This window comes from Saccharothrix isguenensis, assembly GCF_052936305.1.
Window position 1 is genome coordinate 6199594 of the sequence record NZ_CP193626.1, and the last position, 14971, is coordinate 6214564.

Consider the following 14971-nt stretch of genomic DNA (forward strand, 5'->3'; position numbering starts at 1 on the left):
CCCCTCTAGAATCGTCCGTCCTACGTGACCTTGACCCGAGGTGAACTCCACTCCCATGGCACACACCTTCGGTGTCGACCTGCGCGGGATCATCGACCTGCTCAGCCACCACCTCTACAGCAGTCCCCGCGTCTACGCGCGTGAGCTGCTGCAGAACGCGGTGGACGCGATCACCGCCCGCCGCGCGCTCCAACCGGACGCGCCGGGCGAGGTCGTGATCGAGCCGGTCGGGTCCCCCGGCGGCACCCTCCGCATCTCCGACACCGGCATCGGCCTCACCGAGCGCGAGGTGCACGACCTGCTCTCCACGCTCGGCCGCACGTCCAAGCGGGACGACCTGGGCTTCGCCCGCCAGGGGTTCCTCGGCCAGTTCGGCGTCGGCCTGCTGTCCGCGTTCCTGGTCGCCGAACGCATCCGGCTGGTCAGCCGGTCCGCGCGCGGCGGTCCCGCGGTGCGGTGGACGGCCGATGCGGCGGGCAACTACGAGGTCGAGGTCGTCGGCGGGGCCGGCGACCCGACATCGGCCGACGACGCCGACATCCCGATCGGCACCACCATCGAGCTGGTGCCGCACCGCGACTCCGAGCACTGGCTCGAGCGGGACGTGGTGCGCGCGCTCGTCGCCGAGTACGGCGAGCTGCTGCCGGTGACGGTCAGGGTCGGCGACGAGGTGATCACGCGCGGCGAGCTGCCGTGGACCGAGGACCCGCTGGCGTACGGCGAGAAGGTGCTCGGCGTGCGGCCGTTCGACGCGATCCCGGTCGAGGTGCCGACCGTGGGCCTGAGGGGCGTCGCCTACGTGCTGCCGCGCGGCGTGCACCCCGGCGCCCGCCAGTCGCACCGCGTCTACCTCAAGCGGATGCTCGTCGGCGACGCCATCGAGGGCCTGCTCCCCGAGTGGGCGTACTTCGTGCGCTGCGTGATCGACACGACGTCGCTGCGGCCCACCGCCAGCCGTGAAGCGCTCTACCAGGACGAGACGCTGCTCGCCGTGCGCGAGGAGCTGGGCCGTCAGGTCCGGGACTGGCTGGTCCGCCTCGACGCGACGAGCCCGGACCGCACGCAGGCCCTGCTCGACGCGCACCACCTGGGCATCAAGTCGCTGGCCAGGGTGGACGACGAGATGCTGCGGCTGGTCGAGCGGTGGCTGCCGTTCGAGACCACCGACGGGCCGCAGTCGCTGCGCCAGTTCCGCCGCAAGCACGGCGTGATCGCGCACGTGCCGGAGGTGGACGAGTTCCGCCAGCTCGCGCCCGTCGCGCACGCCCAGGGCATGGGCCTGGTCAACGCGGGCTACGCCTACGACGCGGAGATCATGGAGCGCCTGATCGCCCTGGACGGCCCGACCGCCGCGCGCCGGGTCGCGCCGAGCGAGGTGCTGGCCGCGCTGGACGACCCGGACGCGGAGCTGGAGCGCGCGCTGCGCGAGCGCCTGGTGCAGGCGAAGGACGTGCTGGAACGGCACGACTGCGAGGTCGTGCCGCGCGACTTCGACCCCGGCTCGCTGCCCGCGCTGCTCGTCACGAACGTGGAAGCCGAGCGGAAGCGGGACGCCGAGCAGGTCGGCGAACAGGCCGACCCGCTGTGGGCGGAGCTGCTGGGCAGCCTGGTGGAGTCGACCTCCGACGCGTCGCAGCGGCTCGTGCTCAACTGCCGCAACCCGCTGGTGCGGCGGCTGGCGGGGCTGACCGACCCGGCGTTGGTGGAGCTGACCGTCGAGTCCCTGTACGTGCACGCCCTGCTGCAAGCACGGCGTCCGATGCGCCCGAAGGACACCGCGGCGCTGAACCGTTCGTTCCTGGAACTGCTGGACCGCGCTGTGGATGGCCGAAGAGGATGATGCTGCGGTGAACGAGGACAAGGAAGCCGCCGAGCGCCAGTTCGTGGAGGCGTACCACCTGCCCGAGGGCATGCCGCGGCACGAGGCGCTGGAGCGGGCGGCACGGGCCGCGGACGCCCACGACCACCTGCCGCTGGCGGTGAGCTGCCGGATCGCGCTGATCCGCTCGGCGTACGACCTGGGCCGCTACGACCTGATGCTGGCCCCGTTCGCGTGGTGCGGCACGGCGGAGCAGCGCGACCCCACGGCGTTCGACGAGTGGGAGACGCACAGCTTCGACTGGGCGCACAAGTGGATCGTCAGCGGCCTGATCGCGGACCACCGGTTCACGCTGGCGCAGATCGGGTCGTTCGTGGACCAGCTCGCGGCCCGCTACCAGCGGCTCGGGTACTCGATGCAGCCGGTGCACGGCGCGCGCGCCGACCTGGCCGCGCACATCGGCGACGACGAGGCGTACCGGGAGCACTTCGCCAAGTACCTCGCGGTGGACCGCGGTCCGATGAGCGACTGCGAGGCGTGCGTCATCGAGGAGCAGGCCGGGCACCTGATCCGGCAGGGCAGGCACGCCGAGGCGGTCGCGCACGCGGAGCACCAGCTGGAGCAGGAGACCGGGTGCGCGACGCAGCCGCAGGGCATCCTGACCACGTTGACGCCGGCGTTCGTGGCGCTCGGCGACGTGGACCGGGCTCGGCAGGCGCACGTGGTGGCGTACCGGCTGGTGCGTGACGACATGGTCAGCGGGTACCTGGACGACCACCTGGAGTTCTGCGCGACGTCCGGCAACGTGCGGCGCGGGGTCGAGCTGCTGCGCGGCCACCTGCACCGGGTGCACCACTCGACCAGCCCGTCACGGGCCATGCACTTCGCCGCGGGCGCGGCCGTGCTGCTGACCCGGGTGTCGCCGGACGAGGAGTTCGCCGTGCCGCAGGACGGGCGGACGACGGTGATGTCGGCGCCGGAGCTGCGGAAGTCGCTGGAGGCGCAGGCGCTGGAGATCGCGGCCCGGTTCGACCGGCGCAACGGCAGCGACGCGGTGAGCACCCGGATCCGCGGGACGCTGGCCGCGCAGGACACCATCCCGGTGGAGCTGGCCGTGCCCGTCGCCGCTCCCCCGACGCCGGTGGTCGAGGAGCCGATCGCGGTCGCCGACCCGGTGGAGCTCGCGCGGCAGATGTGCGACGCGTTCGACCAGGGCGAGTTCATCCTCGGGATGCGGCTGCTGCGGTCGCTGCCGGAGGACATGGACCCGTTGCTGCCCGAGTCGCTGGGCGCGCTGGTCGCGGCGCGGCGGGCGGTCGTCGGCGGGCACGTGCGGCCGAAGGCGGAGGTGCTGGCCGAGCTGGACGCCGCGGTCGACCGGCTGGCCGCGTGCGGTGAGCACGACCTGGCCAACCGGTACCGCTCGCGGGGTGCGGCGCTGCGTTCGGAGGAGGGCGGGACGGCGGAGTGCACGGCCGTGGCGCGCACGTGCCTGGCCGAGGCCGAGGTCGCCGGCACCGCCTACACGCGGGTCTTGACCAGGCTGCTGCTGGCGGACCTGCTGGCCGACGCCGCCGATTCGGCCGACCCCGAGGACACCACCTACGCCGACGAGCAGGGCGCGCTGATCGCCGAGGCGCTGGAGCTGGCGCGGGCGGAGGCGCCGGAGCTGGTGTCGCGGGCGCGCTGCGACCGGGCCCAGCACCTGGCGTCGACCGGGCTGTTGGACGAGGCGCACGACGAGGTGACCGACATCCTGGCCGGCGGCCCGTGCGCGTCGGTCCGGTTCGACGCCCTGCGGCTGTTGCTGAAGGTGCGGACCGTCCGGGGTGAGGAGGACGCGGTCCGCACGGCGACCGAGTTCGTGGCGGCGTTCAGCACCCCGCGCGGCCCGTGGACCGCCGAGGCGCACCGGCAGCGCGTGGCGTCGGTGGAACGGCTGGGGCTGGAGGGCGAGCACCTGGCGGAGCTGCGTGAAGCGGTGGCCGCAGGGCACGAAGTCGGCGTGCCGGACGACGTGGCGAAGGCGTGCTACGCCCTGGCAGGCGGCTACCTGAAGTCGGGCCGTTTCGTCGAGGCCGCGGAAGCCCTCGAAGAAGCGGTCCGCGTCATCGAGGCGGGCGACGTGGACCCGGACGTGATCGTCCCCGTCCGCTACCGCCTCGGCCAGGTCTGCGCACGCCTGGACGAGACGGAAACCGCCCGTCGTCACCTGGAAGCGGCACTGGGCCTGGTCCCGCCGGACGAGCCGTGGCGACGCGCCATGGTCCTGGACGTCCTGGCCGGAGTCCTGCGCCGGTTGGACCTCCGGGTAGAGGCCGCCTCCGCCTACCAGGGCGCAGCGGCGGCGTGGCAGTCGGTGTCGGAGTTCACCGAGGCAGCGGGTTCTCTGGTGGAGGCCGCGGCAGCGCTCCCGAACGACGAAGCCGCCGAGTGCGCCACCACGCTGACCGAAGCCGAAGCGCTGGTGCCGTCAGTGGAGGACCCGGACCACCGCACCCACCTGACCGCACGAATCGCCGCGATCCGGGCGTTCCTGCACATCCAGGCGGGCGAGCACGCGGCGGCGATCGAGCAGAACGGCATCGCCGAGGAACTGGCCGCGCAGCTGGAGGACGTGGACTGGCAGACGTTCCTGGTGGCCAGGGGCGCGAGGTTCCTGCTGGACTCGGGCGACCCGGTCAACGCCGAAGCCGAGGCCCGCCGGGCAGGGGCCTTGATCAACGACGAAACGCCCCCACAGATCCTCGGCGACATCGCCAACGTCTTGGACGAGGCGCTCAGAGCCCAGTCCAAGCCCACCAGCGGCGACCCACTGCTCCGAGCCCTGACCACTCGCCTAGAGGACTAGACTCAGACCGCTTGACCAGCCAAAACAAGCCGCGTCGGACGCCCGGTGTTGTCAACCATGATCACCACATCGGGCGAACCGACTGCACAACGAGAACCAAAATCCACTTCGCGCGTCGCCTATAACAAGGGAGGAGGCCGGCCCAGGCACGCGAGCAGCCACGATTCACAACGGCTCGCGGACCTCAGGTGCACCGCACCGCAGGCCTGCTGCACCTCGGGTCCGCTGCCGCTCCAGGCTCGCTGCCTCAGGCCCGCTGTGCCCGAGCCGACGCATAAAGACACACCGCGGCAGCAGTCGCCAGGTTGAGACTCTCCGCCCCACCGTAGATCGGCACCTTCAACGAAGCGTCCAGCCCGGCCACCACCTCGTCGGGCAGCCCATGCGCCTCACTGCCGAACACCCACGCGGTCGGGACCGCGAGGTCCCCGCGGAGATCGGCCGTGACGAGATCCTCCGGCGCGTAGCCGTCCGCCGCCACCAGTCGCAGCCCCGCCTCTCGGCAGGCGGCGAACGCCTCACCGGCATCACGCACCCGCGCGATCGGCAGGTGGAACACGCTGCCCGTCGACGCACGCACGCACTTGCCGTTGTGCGGGTCGACCGTGTCGCCCGCGAAGATCACCGCATCGGCCCCGGCCGCGTCCGCGACCCGAGCCACCGTGCCCGCGTTCCCCGGGTCCGCCACCCCGTGCAGCACGGCCACCAGCCGCACCCCCGGCGACAACGCCACCGCCACCGGCACGTCCACCAGCGAGCACACCGCGACGACGCCCTGCGGCGTCACGGTCTCGGACAGTGCGGCGGCGGCCTTGTCGGTCACGGCGCTCACCGGCACGCCGGCGTCGACCGCGTCGCGCACCAACGCCGGGTTGCGGGCGGCGGCGGTGGGGGTCACGAAGAGTTCGTGCACCTGGCCACGGCCGGCGGCGGACCAGGACAGGGCTTCGCGGACGGCCTGTGCGCCTTCGGCGAGGAAGCGTTCGGCTCGGTCGCGGCCGGGGCGTCTGGTGAGGCGTCTAGCGGCAACGACCCGGGGAGTCCGTTCGGTGAACGGAGCATCCCCGGGTCGTGGTGCGCGGTCGTTCGCGCTCAGGCCTTGTCCTCGGCGGGCGCGTTGACGTCGCTGGGCAGCGCTGCCTTGGCCAGCTCCACCAGCGCGGCGAACGCGCCCGGGTCGCTGACGGCCAGCTCGGCCAGGATCTTGCGGTCCACCTCGATCTCGGCGAGCCGCATGCCCTGGATGAAGCGGTTGTACGTCATGCCGTTGGCGCGGACACCGGCGTTGATGCGCTGGATCCACAGCTTCCGGAAGTCACCCTTGCGGGCGCGGCGGTCCCGGTAGGCGTAGTTGAGCGAGTGGAGCACCTGCTCCTTGGCCTTGCGGTACAGCCTCGAACGCTGGCCGCGGTAACCGCTGGCGAGCTCAAGGGTGGTACGGCGCTTCTTCTGGGCGTTCACTGCCCTTTTGACGCGTGCCACGGGTCCATCCTGTCGATCTCGTGGGGCCGGTGGAGGGCCCCGGTGTTCAAAGGGGTGAAGGTCTTAGAGGCCGAGCAGCTTCTTCAGCCGCGGCACGTCGTTCTTCGCGACCTCGGTGGTGCCGGAGAGGCGACGCGTCAGCTTGCTGGACTTCTTCTCCAGCAGGTGGCGCTTGCCGGCCTTCTCGCGGAGCAGCTTGCCGCTGCCGGTGACCTTCACGCGCTTGGAGGTCCCGCTGTGGCTCTTGTTCTTGGGCATTTCCGTCCTCAGTCTCGTGCAGCCACCGGGGTTGGGGGCGGCCATGTTTGCTCCCGGCCCGAGGCCGGGAGATCACTCTTCGACAGACTCGTCCGTCGCCTCGTCGGCGCTGTCGTTCCTGATCGGACGGGTCTTCGTGGTCTTGTGCGGCGCCAACACCATGATCATGTTGCGGCCGTCCTGCTTCGGGTTTGACTCGACGAACCCCAGCTCGGCGACGTCTTCAGCGAGCCTCTGCAGCAGTCGGTAACCCAGTTCCGGCCGGGACTGCTCTCGACCGCGGAACATGATGGTCACCTTGACCTTGTTCCCGTGCGACAGGAAGCGGGCCACGTGGCCCTTCTTCGTCAAGTAGTCGTGCGGGTCGATCTTCGGCCGGAGCTTCTGCTCCTTGATGACCGTCAGCTGCTGGTTTCGGCGCGATTCGCGGGCCTTCTGCGCGCTCTCGTACTTGAACTTGCCGTAGTCCATGAGCTTGCAGACCGGCGGCCGAGCCTGTGCGGCGACCTCGACGAGGTCGAGATCCGATTCCTGGGCGAGTCGGAGCGCGTCCTCGATGCGAACGATCCCGACCTGCTCGCCGTTCGGCCCGACCAGACGAACCTCGGGCACGCGGATGCGGTCGTTGATGCGTGGCTCGGTGTTCACCGGAACACCTCGGTTCGAGGGACTTGTCATTCACGTCCTTTGTGACTCGTTGTGCGCCAAAGACAAGAGGCCCCACACCTGCCCGGTGTGAGGCCCGCTTCCTACCGATCGCACAACGAAGGGCGCAGTCGACCCTTCGATGGACCGGACCCGGCCACCTGCACGAAGCGGCAGACTCGGGTGGGAGCGGGGCTCCACTTGCCGTCCCCACAGGTGCGGGGACTGGTCGCGCGGAGAATAGTAGCAGACGGCCTTGTCAACCCCCGAATCGGCGAGCCGCCGGGGTGGGTTGCGAGAATGGCTCCCGTGACCGACCTGCCTTCGAACAACGTCCGCGACCTGTCCGATGTTCCCAGCGTCGAGGTGATCAGCAAGGCGGCGATCATGCTGCTCTCCGCCGCCGCCGACCGCCTGGGCCTGGCCGACGAGGACCCGGACCACAGCCCGCGCCGCGACCTCGACGAGGCCCGCCGGCTGATCACCGCGCTGGCCGGCCTGGTCACCGCGTCGGCCGAGTACCTGGGTCCGCACGCCGGCCCGCTGCGCGAGGGCCTCCAGTCCGTGCAGCGCGCGTTCCGCGAGGCGTCGGCGTACCCGGACGAGCCGGGCCAGGGTCCGGGCGAGAAGTACACCGGCCCCGTCCACTAACCCTCGGTAGTGCATTCGTAACGCGCAGGTCCTTCCTGTGGAACGCGCGATGTCTATGTTCGGAACAGGCCGGGTTGAACGTTCGTCGGGCGCGCCTCCCGCGGCGGGACAGCCGAGTGATCCGCATCGCTCTCCGCCTTGCGACACGGGCGTGACCTGGGTCTCCGCCTTCATGCGGCCGGGGTGCGCGATATAAGGGGTAGGGATTCGCGGCCCTATTGGTTATTGTTCGATCACGTTCGCGCGAACTCCTGCACATCGGCCCTGCTCAAGGGGGGAACCCAGACATGGGTAGTTTTCGCGCGCCTCGGAATCGGATAGTCGGCACGGTCGGCGTCGCCATGGTCGCCGTGGTGGCGTCGGCCCTGGTGGTCACGCCTGCACAGGCAGCCGAAGGCGAGATCCGCCACGCCGGTAGACAGAACACCGTGGCGGACAGCTACATCGTGGTGCTCAAGGACGCGGGTCAGACCGACGCGGTCGCCGCGAAGGTCGACGCCCGCGTGACGCACCGCTACACCGCCGCCCTGAACGGCTTCGCCGCGTCCATGAACGAGAAGGCGGCCAAGAAGCTGGCGGCCGACCCGGCCGTGGAGTTCGTCGCGCAGAACCAGAAGTTCAAGGCCACGGGCGACCAGGTGAACCCGCCGTGGGGCCTGGACCGGCTCAGCCAGCGGGACCTGCCGCTCAACCGGCACTACAGCTACACCACGACGGCCTCGAACGTGCACGCCTACGTCATCGACACGGGCATCCGCACCACGCACACCGACTTCGGCGGCCGGGCGACGTTCGACGTCAACACCTCCGGTGACGGGTACAACGTCGACTGCGGCGGTCACGGCACGCACGTGGCGGGCACGATCGGCGGCGAGCTGTACGGCGTGGCGAAGGGCGTCAAGCTGCACGCCGTGAAGGTGCTGGACTGCGACGGCTGGGGCACCACCGCGGGTGTCGCCGCGGGTATCGACTGGGTGACCGCGAACGCGCAGAAGCCGGCTGTGGCGAACATGAGCCTCGGCGGAGCGCCGGACGACATCGTGGACGCGGCCACGCGCCGGTCCATCGCGTCGGGCATCACGTACACCATCGCGTCCGGCAACGAGTCGGACAACGCGTGCTACGTCTCCCCTGCCCGCGTGGCCGAGGCCATCACGGTCAACGCCGCGGACCGGAACGACGCCCGGGCCTGGTTCTCCAACTGGGGCACGTGCACGGACATGTACGCGCCTGGCCTGGACATCCTGTCGGCGTGGCACTCCAGCGACACCGCGGTCGAGACGATCAGCGGCACGTCGATGGCGGCGCCGCACGTGGCGGGTGCCGTGGCGATGTACCTGGCGACCAACCCGACCGCTTCGGCGGCGCAGGTCCAGGCCGCGCTGAAGGGTGTCTCGACGCCGAACCGGGTCACGGACGCCGGTGCGGGTTCGCCGAACCTGACGCTGTTCACGGGTAACGCGGTCGCGGACACGCTGGCCAGGGGCGAGAGCCTGACGGCCGGCAAGAGCAAGTCGTCGCAGGACGGCCGGTACCGGCTGACCATGCAGACGGACGGCAACCTGGTGCTGTACACGGCGGCCGGTCAGCCGCTGTGGCACACGCGTTCCAACGGCTCGGGTGCGACGCACGCGACCCTGCAGACGGACGGCAACTTCGTGGTCTACACGGCCGCGGGTGTGCCGGTGTGGCACAGCCGCACCGACCGCACGGCGGGCGACCGGGTGATGGTCCAGAACGACTCGAACGTGGTCCTCTACGGTCCGCAGGGTCAGTACTTCTGGCACCGCCACCTGGGCTAGAGCTGTAGAGCAGCGCACAACGCCGGGTCCCGAACGGGACCCCGGCGTTGTGCTGTTCAGGGGTGGCTGTTCACGGGTGGTTCTTCAGGGGTGGCGCTTCAGAGGTGGCGCTTCGGAGGTGGCGCTTCAGGGGTGGACGCCGCTGGCCCGCAGCTGCCGGTCGGCGAGGGCCTTGACGACGTCGGCGTCCTGACGGCGCCAGCCTTCGACGGGGTCGCCGGGGAAGGCCGCCAGGTCGCGCAGCGACAGGGTGTTCAGCGCGTGCAGCGCGAGCAGGTCGTAGCGGCCCTGGTCCCGCAGGCGTCGGGCGAGGGCGGCGCGCCGGGCGAACCGCAGGCGCAGCGGCAGCCACGTGATCAGCAGGAACGCCACGGGCAGGGCGATGAACGCGACGGTGAGCCACAGGGCGGTGGTCTCGACGGCGTCGACCTGGGCGCCGCCCGCGTCGGACAGCGTGCCGCCCGCCGACTTGCCCCGGTCCAGCGCGTCGGCGAGCTGTCCGCCGACCAGCGGGAGCCCGCGTGCCTTGGCGGCGGCGTCCCCGAACGTCTCGCTCAGGTTCCGTCCCGCGTCGACGAGTCCGTCACCCGGCGCGCGCAGCGTGCGGACCGCGTCACCTACCGCCAGGGCTAGTGTCGCCCAGAACCACATCCAGGCGACCGCCAGCAGGTCGGCCACCACCTGCCGCGCCAGCCGGGGCGAGGGATCCGCGTACCACTTCATGAGGTGTGGTCTTACCAGTAAAAGGTCACCGGAAGCGGACGTGATCGGCATCGCCGGGCTCGGTGGGGTCGTGGCGCACTAATGTCGACGTGTGGGGATGACGTTCGGTGAGCTGCTGCGCGCGCACCGGTTGCGGGCCCGGTTGACGCAGGAAGAGCTGGCCGGGGGTTCCGGTGTCAGCGTGCGGGCGATCAGCGACATGGAGCGAGGTCGCGCGAAGGGGCCTCAGCGACGCACGGTGGAGGCGTTGGCCGGTGTGCTGTCGTTGGCGGAGCCGGAGGTCCGGGCGTTGTTGGACGCGGCCAAGGAGGGCCGGGTGCGGCGTGCGCCGTCGGTGACCCCTTCGGCGTTGCCGCCTGATGTGGCGGATCTGGCGGGGCGTGAGGCCGAGTTGGCCGTGTTGACGGCGGTGGCGGAGGAGACGCGGGCGGGGACCACGTCGTTGGTGGTGGTGCACGGGCCCCCGGGTGCGGGGAAGACGGCGTTGGCGGTGCGGGCGGCGTACCGGTTGGCGTCCCTGTTCGCGGACGGGTGCTTCTTCTTCACCCTGCGGGGGATGGACGCGCGGCCGGTCCACCCGTCGGAGGTGGTGCACCGGATGCTGTTGGCGCTGGGGGTGCCGGAGAAGCAGGTCCCGGCGGGTGAGGCGGAGCGTTCGGACCTGTACCGGGCGCGGCTGCGGGAGCGGTCGACGTTGTTGGTGCTGGACAACGCGTCGGACGAGGCACAGGTGCGGCCGTTGTTGGCGACGGGTGGGCGGTCGCTGGTGGTGGTGACGTCGCGGCTGGTGCTGGGCGGGTTGGAGGCGGGTCGGCGGTTGGGGCTGGACGTGCTGGCCCCGGCGGAGTCGTTCGAGCTGCTGGGTGCGATCGCCGGGCGGGCGAGGGTGGGCGCGGAGCCGGTGGCGACGGCGCGGGTGGCGAAGTTGTGCGGGCACCTGCCGCTGGCGCTGCGGATCGCGGGCAACCGGTTGGCGAGCCGTCCGAAGTGGACGATCGGGCACCTGGCGGGTCAGCTGGTGGACGAGCGGCGCAGGCTGTCCGCGTTGACGGCGGGTGACCTGCAGGTGCGGACGGCGTTCGAGATGTCGTACCGGCAGTTGGGCGAGAAGGCGGCGGTGCTGTTCCGGAGGCTGTCGTTGGTGCCGGGGGCGGATTTCGGGCCGGAGCTGGCGGCGGTGTTGGCCGATGTGGACCGGTTCGCGGCCGAGGACATGGTGGAGGAGCTGGTCGACATGAGCCTGCTGGACACCGCGGAGGTGCCCGGCCGGTACGTGTTCCACGACCTGATCCGGGTGTTCGCGGGTGAGCGGCTGGTGGACGAGGAGCCGGCGCCGGTGGTGGGGCGGGCGCGGCGGCGTGCGGTGGACTGGCTGCTGGGGACGGCGGTGGAGGCGGCGGGGTTCTTCGGGCCGGAGGCGCGGGCGTCGGGGGCGTTGGGCGGTCAGGAGGAGGCGGATGCCTGGCTGGCGGCGGAGACGGCGAACTGGCTTGGTGCGCTGCGGTGGGCTTCGGCCGACGGGCTGCACGCCGAGGTGTTGCGGCTGGCGACGGCCATGCACTGGTATTCGGATCAGCGCGGGCGTGGTGAGACGTGGGTGGAGGTGTTCACCGCGGGCGTGGCGGCGGCGCGGGCGTTGGGGAGCGTGCGGGACGAGGCGGTGCAGCTGAACTTCCTGACGTGGACGCTGGAGGTGCTGATGGGGCGGCACGCGGAGGCGTTGGCGCTGCACGGCGAGGCGTGGCGGGCGGCGGTGGAGGCGGGGGACGTCCGGGAGCAGGGTTGGGCGTTGCACTACCGGGCGGTGTCGGAGCTGCGGACCGGGTTGTCGGAGGCGGCGCAGGTGAGCGCGCGGCGGGCGCAGGAGTTGTTCCGGGTGGCCGGTTACCCGTTGGGTGAGCGGATCTCGTTGTCGTGCCTGGCTCTGGTCTTGGACCAGTTGGCGCGCTACGAGGAGGCGTTCGAGGTGAACCGGGAGCTGCTGGCGGACGTGCGCTCCGGCCGGTTGGGCCTGGCGCCGGTGATGACGGCGGAGATGTCGGCGACGCTGTTGGTGCGGATGGCGGAGAGCCTGTGCCGGTTGGCGCGGTGGCCGGAGGTGCTGGCGACGGCGGACGAGGCGCTGGGCCTGGTGCGATCGGCGTTGCCGAGCCTGTGCGATGCCCGTTACCTGCGGGGGCTGGCGATGCACCGGCTGGGTGATCCGGCGGGGGCGCGGGCGGAGCTGGTGTCGGCGGTCGGGTTGGCGGACGGGCACCGCCACCGCCGCTTGGCGGATGCGCTCGACGCGTTGGCCGAGGTGCACGACGACCTGGGCGACCCGGTCGCGGCTGGGGAGTGCCGTGACCGGGCCGTGGCCGTGAGGTCGCGTCGGTAGTCCGCCGTCGTCCGCGGGAGTGGGCGGTCCGACGCGCTCAGCCGATCGGTGATGCGTTCCTAGCCATCGCCGGGTCCTTCCATGACGTGCTTCTCCGAGGGGGTTGCGGCCCCAAGTCAAGTCGTCGTGGCAGGTGAAGACCACGCAGAACTACCGGCAGAAGTACCGGGCCGGTCGAGCACGGGGTCAGTCGAGCACGGCGAGGGCGTCGATCTCGACCAGGAGGCCGGCGGGCAGGCCGACGTAGACGGTGGTGCGCGCGGGGAACGGCTCTTCGGTGACGACCTCGTCGTAGACGGCGTTCATGTCGGCGAAGTGGGCGGTGTCGGTGAGGTAGACGCGGAGCATCACCACGTCGGCGAGGGACGCGCCGCCGGCCTTCAGCACGGCGACCACGTTGCGCAGCGCCTGCCGGGTCTGCTCGGCCACGGTGTCGCCGACGACGGCGCCGGTGGCGGGGTCGAACGCGACCTGGCCCGCCACCTGGAGGATGGGGCCTTTGCGGACGCCCTGGGAGAACGCGGCCACGGGAGCGGGGGCGTCAGCGGTCCTGATCTCGGTCTTCTGCATGTGCTTCCTTCTCTGGTGGGTGGTCAGTCGCGGGGCGACCAGCCGCACTCGACGGACGCCGCCCGTGCGGTCGCGAGCAGGTCGGGCAGGTGGGCGAGGAGGCCGTCGAAGTCCAGCAGGACCTTGGGCACGGACAGCGACACGGCCGCCACGACCTCGCCGCGCGCGCCGCGGACGGGTGCGGCGATGCAGTGGATGAAGTCCTCGTGCTCGGCGTTGTCCACGGCGTAGCCGGCGGTGCGGACGCGGTCCAGTTCGGCCAGGTAGGCGTCGGGTGAGGTGATGGTGTTCGCGGTCAGCGGCACGTAGTCGATGGTGTGCGCGACTTCGCGGCGGCGCGGTTCGGGCAGGTCCGAGAGCAGCACCTTGGCGACGGCGGTGCAGTGCAGCGGGGCGCGTCTGCCGATGCACGAGTACATGCGCATGGGGTGGGTGCTGTCGTACTTGTCGATGTAGATGACCTCACCGCCCTCGTAGGAGGCGAGGTGGACGGTGTAGCCGGTGCGGGTGTTCAGGTCGCGGAGGGCGCTCTCGGCGCTGCGCCGCACGTCCCGCTCTTCCAGCGCCCGGTTGGCGAGGTCGAACAGCGCGGTGCCGAGCCGGTAGTGGTGCACGCCTTCGCGCTGCACGAACCGGTGGGACTCGAGGGTCCGCAGCAGTCGCATGGCGGTGGACTTGTGCACGTCGATGGCGCCCGACAGCTCGTCCAGCGTCTTCGGTCCGGTGGCCAGTTCCCCCACCAGGGTCAGCGCCCGGTCCAGGCTTTGGCTCATCGACGTCTCCTCAGGTGTGCGGCGGCCCACGTGCGGGAGTCGGCGTCCAGCAGTGGCGCGGTCACCGCGGGTGGCAGCGGGTCGCCGACATCCTCCCTGGTGAGCAGGGCCGCGGCGGCTTGGAGGTGGCCGGCGCGCAGGCGTCGTGCGGGTGGCTCGCCGGCGAGGTGCGCGGCGAGGTAGCCGGCGGCGAACGCGTCACCGGCGCCGACCGGTTCGACCACGTCGACCCGCAGGGCGGGTTGGAACGTCGTCGCGTCGTCTTCCACGACGGTCGCGCCGCGTGCGCCGTGCTTGACCACGAGGGTCTTCGGTCCCGGGAGCAGCGCCCGCAGTTCCGCCGGGTCGCCGGTGCCCCACACGGTCTGCGCCTCGTCCGATCCGGTGAGCACGATGTCCGCGGCGTCGGCCAGGCCGTGCAGCACGGACGGGTCGCGGTCGCGCCACAGGGCGGGCCGCCAGTTGAGGTCGAACGACGCGGGGACGGTGCGTGGTCGGGCGAGGATGGCGCGCACCAGGTCCAGGCAGGTGTCGGAGAGGGCCGCGGTGATGCCGGTGACGTGCGTCAACACGACGTCGTCCAGGGTGAGCCGGTCCAGGGTGGCGGGGCCCATGGCGGACGCCGCCGAGCCGCGCCGGTAGTAGCGGACGGGGCTGCCGTCGGCGTGGGCTTCCTTGACGTAGAGGCCGGTCGGCCGGTCGGGGTCGACGCGCACGTCGGTGACGTCCACGCCCGCGCCGCCGACGGTGTCGAGGACGGCCCCGCCGAACGCGTCGTCGCCCACGGCGCTCACCCACCGGCTGCGGACGCCGAGCCGCGCGAGGTGGATGGCGACGTTGGACTCGGCGCCGCCGATCGCGCGCGTCCAGGTGCGGGCCGCGCGCACCGGGCCGGGTTCGGCGGGGACCAGGACCGCCATGGTCTCGCCGAGGCACACCACGCCGCCCGGCAGGTCGAACCGCATCCTTGCTCCCTCGGGCTCGCGTGATTGACGGGGTGGGCGAGCGAATGTTACACAC

General features: G+C 71.7%; 13 protein-coding genes. 5 read left to right on the forward strand and 8 right to left on the reverse strand.

The annotated features are described in order from the left end of the window. The first annotated feature begins 55 nt into the window (after positions 1-55). Together ACRAKI_RS27520 and ACRAKI_RS27525 are read left to right on the forward strand one after the other, a co-directional pair. Complete coding sequence (locus tag ACRAKI_RS27520) at positions 56-1840, forward strand: HSP90 family protein (RefSeq protein ID WP_447003397.1); 1785 nt, start codon at positions 56-58, stop codon at positions 1838-1840. Between the two features lie 7 nt (positions 1841-1847). Then, positions 1848-4670 (forward strand): hypothetical protein, encoded by a 2823-nt coding sequence (locus ACRAKI_RS27525; RefSeq protein WP_447003398.1) that lies wholly within the window; start codon positions 1848-1850, stop codon positions 4668-4670. Positions 4671-4917: 247 nt separating this feature from the next. On the opposite strand, the gene ACRAKI_RS27530 is transcribed toward ACRAKI_RS27525, so the two are convergent. From ACRAKI_RS27530 to infC, 4 genes are all read right to left on the reverse strand, one after another. Continuing rightward, complete coding sequence (locus ACRAKI_RS27530; protein ID WP_447008531.1) at positions 4918-5766, reverse strand: TrmH family RNA methyltransferase; 849 nt, start codon at positions 5764-5766, stop codon at positions 4918-4920. After that, complete coding sequence (gene rplT, locus ACRAKI_RS27535) at positions 5763-6152, reverse strand: 50S ribosomal protein L20 (RefSeq protein WP_077006161.1); 390 nt, start codon at positions 6150-6152, stop codon at positions 5763-5765. The genes ACRAKI_RS27530 and rplT overlap by 4 nt, the downstream gene beginning before the upstream one ends. Positions 6153-6215: 63 nt before the next feature. Continuing rightward, positions 6216-6410: a 50S ribosomal protein L35 gene (gene rpmI / locus ACRAKI_RS27540; RefSeq protein ID WP_033442867.1), complete on the reverse strand. Its 195-nt coding sequence runs from the start codon at positions 6408-6410 to the stop codon at positions 6216-6218. 72 nt (positions 6411-6482) lie between these two features. Next, complete coding sequence (infC, locus tag ACRAKI_RS27545) at positions 6483-7088, reverse strand: translation initiation factor IF-3 (RefSeq protein ID WP_447003399.1); 606 nt, start codon at positions 7086-7088, stop codon at positions 6483-6485. 267 nt (positions 7089-7355) lie between these two features. On the opposite strand from infC, the gene ACRAKI_RS27550 reads away from it, so the two are divergent. After that, positions 7356-7706 (forward strand): DUF1844 domain-containing protein, encoded by a 351-nt coding sequence (locus tag ACRAKI_RS27550; RefSeq protein WP_447003400.1) that lies wholly within the window; start codon positions 7356-7358, stop codon positions 7704-7706. A gap of 341 nt (positions 7707-8047) precedes the next feature. Next, on the forward strand, positions 8048-9508 hold the full coding sequence (locus ACRAKI_RS27555; RefSeq protein WP_447003401.1) for a S8 family serine peptidase: 1461 nt from the start codon (positions 8048-8050) through the stop codon (positions 9506-9508). 126 nt (positions 9509-9634) lie between these two features. Here the strand turns inward: ACRAKI_RS27555 and ACRAKI_RS27560 are convergent, their stop codons facing one another. Next, entirely contained in the window at positions 9635-10231 is a 597-nt protein-coding gene (locus tag ACRAKI_RS27560) for a hypothetical protein (protein ID WP_447003402.1), read from the reverse strand. 97 nt (positions 10232-10328) lie between these two features. Between ACRAKI_RS27560 and ACRAKI_RS27565 the strand changes: the two genes are divergently transcribed. After that, a complete protein-coding gene (locus ACRAKI_RS27565; protein ID WP_447003403.1) occupies positions 10329-12608 on the forward strand; it encodes an ATP-binding protein in 2280 nt (759 codons plus the stop codon). A gap of 186 nt (positions 12609-12794) precedes the next feature. On the opposite strand, the gene ACRAKI_RS27570 is transcribed toward ACRAKI_RS27565, so the two are convergent. Genes ACRAKI_RS27570 through ACRAKI_RS27580 form a run of 3 tightly spaced genes read right to left on the reverse strand, consistent with a single transcriptional unit; the run spans position 12795 to position 14916 of the window. Beyond that, entirely contained in the window at positions 12795-13178 is a 384-nt protein-coding gene (locus tag ACRAKI_RS27570) for a RidA family protein (protein ID WP_447003404.1), read from the reverse strand. Positions 13179-13201: 23 nt separating this feature from the next. Beyond that, on the reverse strand, positions 13202-13951 hold the full coding sequence (locus tag ACRAKI_RS27575) for an IclR family transcriptional regulator (RefSeq protein ID WP_447003405.1): 750 nt from the start codon (positions 13949-13951) through the stop codon (positions 13202-13204). Beyond that, positions 13948-14916: a sugar kinase gene (locus tag ACRAKI_RS27580; protein WP_447003406.1), complete on the reverse strand. Its 969-nt coding sequence runs from the start codon at positions 14914-14916 to the stop codon at positions 13948-13950. The genes ACRAKI_RS27575 and ACRAKI_RS27580 overlap by 4 nt, the downstream gene beginning before the upstream one ends. Positions 14917-14971: the final 55 nt, after the last annotated feature.

Bases quoted from the DNA above. Each gene is read 5' to 3' on its own strand.
- ACRAKI_RS27575 (WP_447003405.1), bottom strand. From the start codon at position 13,951: ATGAGCCAAAGCCTGGACCGGGCGCTGACCCTGGTGGGGGAACTGGCC.
- ACRAKI_RS27560 (WP_447003402.1), bottom strand. From the start codon at position 10,231: ATGAAGTGGTACGCGGATCCCTCGCCCCGGCTGGCGCGGCAGGTGGTG.
- rpmI (WP_033442867.1), bottom strand. From the start codon at position 6,410: ATGCCCAAGAACAAGAGCCACAGCGGGACCTCCAAGCGCGTGAAGGTC.
- ACRAKI_RS27555 (WP_447003401.1), top strand. From the start codon at position 8,048: ATGGTCGCCGTGGTGGCGTCGGCCCTGGTGGTCACGCCTGCACAGGCA.
- ACRAKI_RS27520 (WP_447003397.1), top strand. From the start codon at position 56: ATGGCACACACCTTCGGTGTCGACCTGCGCGGGATCATCGACCTGCTC.
- ACRAKI_RS27565 (WP_447003403.1), top strand. From the start codon at position 10,329: ATGACGTTCGGTGAGCTGCTGCGCGCGCACCGGTTGCGGGCCCGGTTG.
- ACRAKI_RS27570 (WP_447003404.1), bottom strand. From the start codon at position 13,178: ATGCAGAAGACCGAGATCAGGACCGCTGACGCCCCCGCTCCCGTGGCC.
- ACRAKI_RS27580 (WP_447003406.1), bottom strand. From the start codon at position 14,916: ATGCGGTTCGACCTGCCGGGCGGCGTGGTGTGCCTCGGCGAGACCATG.
- ACRAKI_RS27550 (WP_447003400.1), top strand. From the start codon at position 7,356: ATGGCTCCCGTGACCGACCTGCCTTCGAACAACGTCCGCGACCTGTCC.
- infC (WP_447003399.1), bottom strand. From the start codon at position 7,088: ATGACAAGTCCCTCGAACCGAGGTGTTCCGGTGAACACCGAGCCACGC.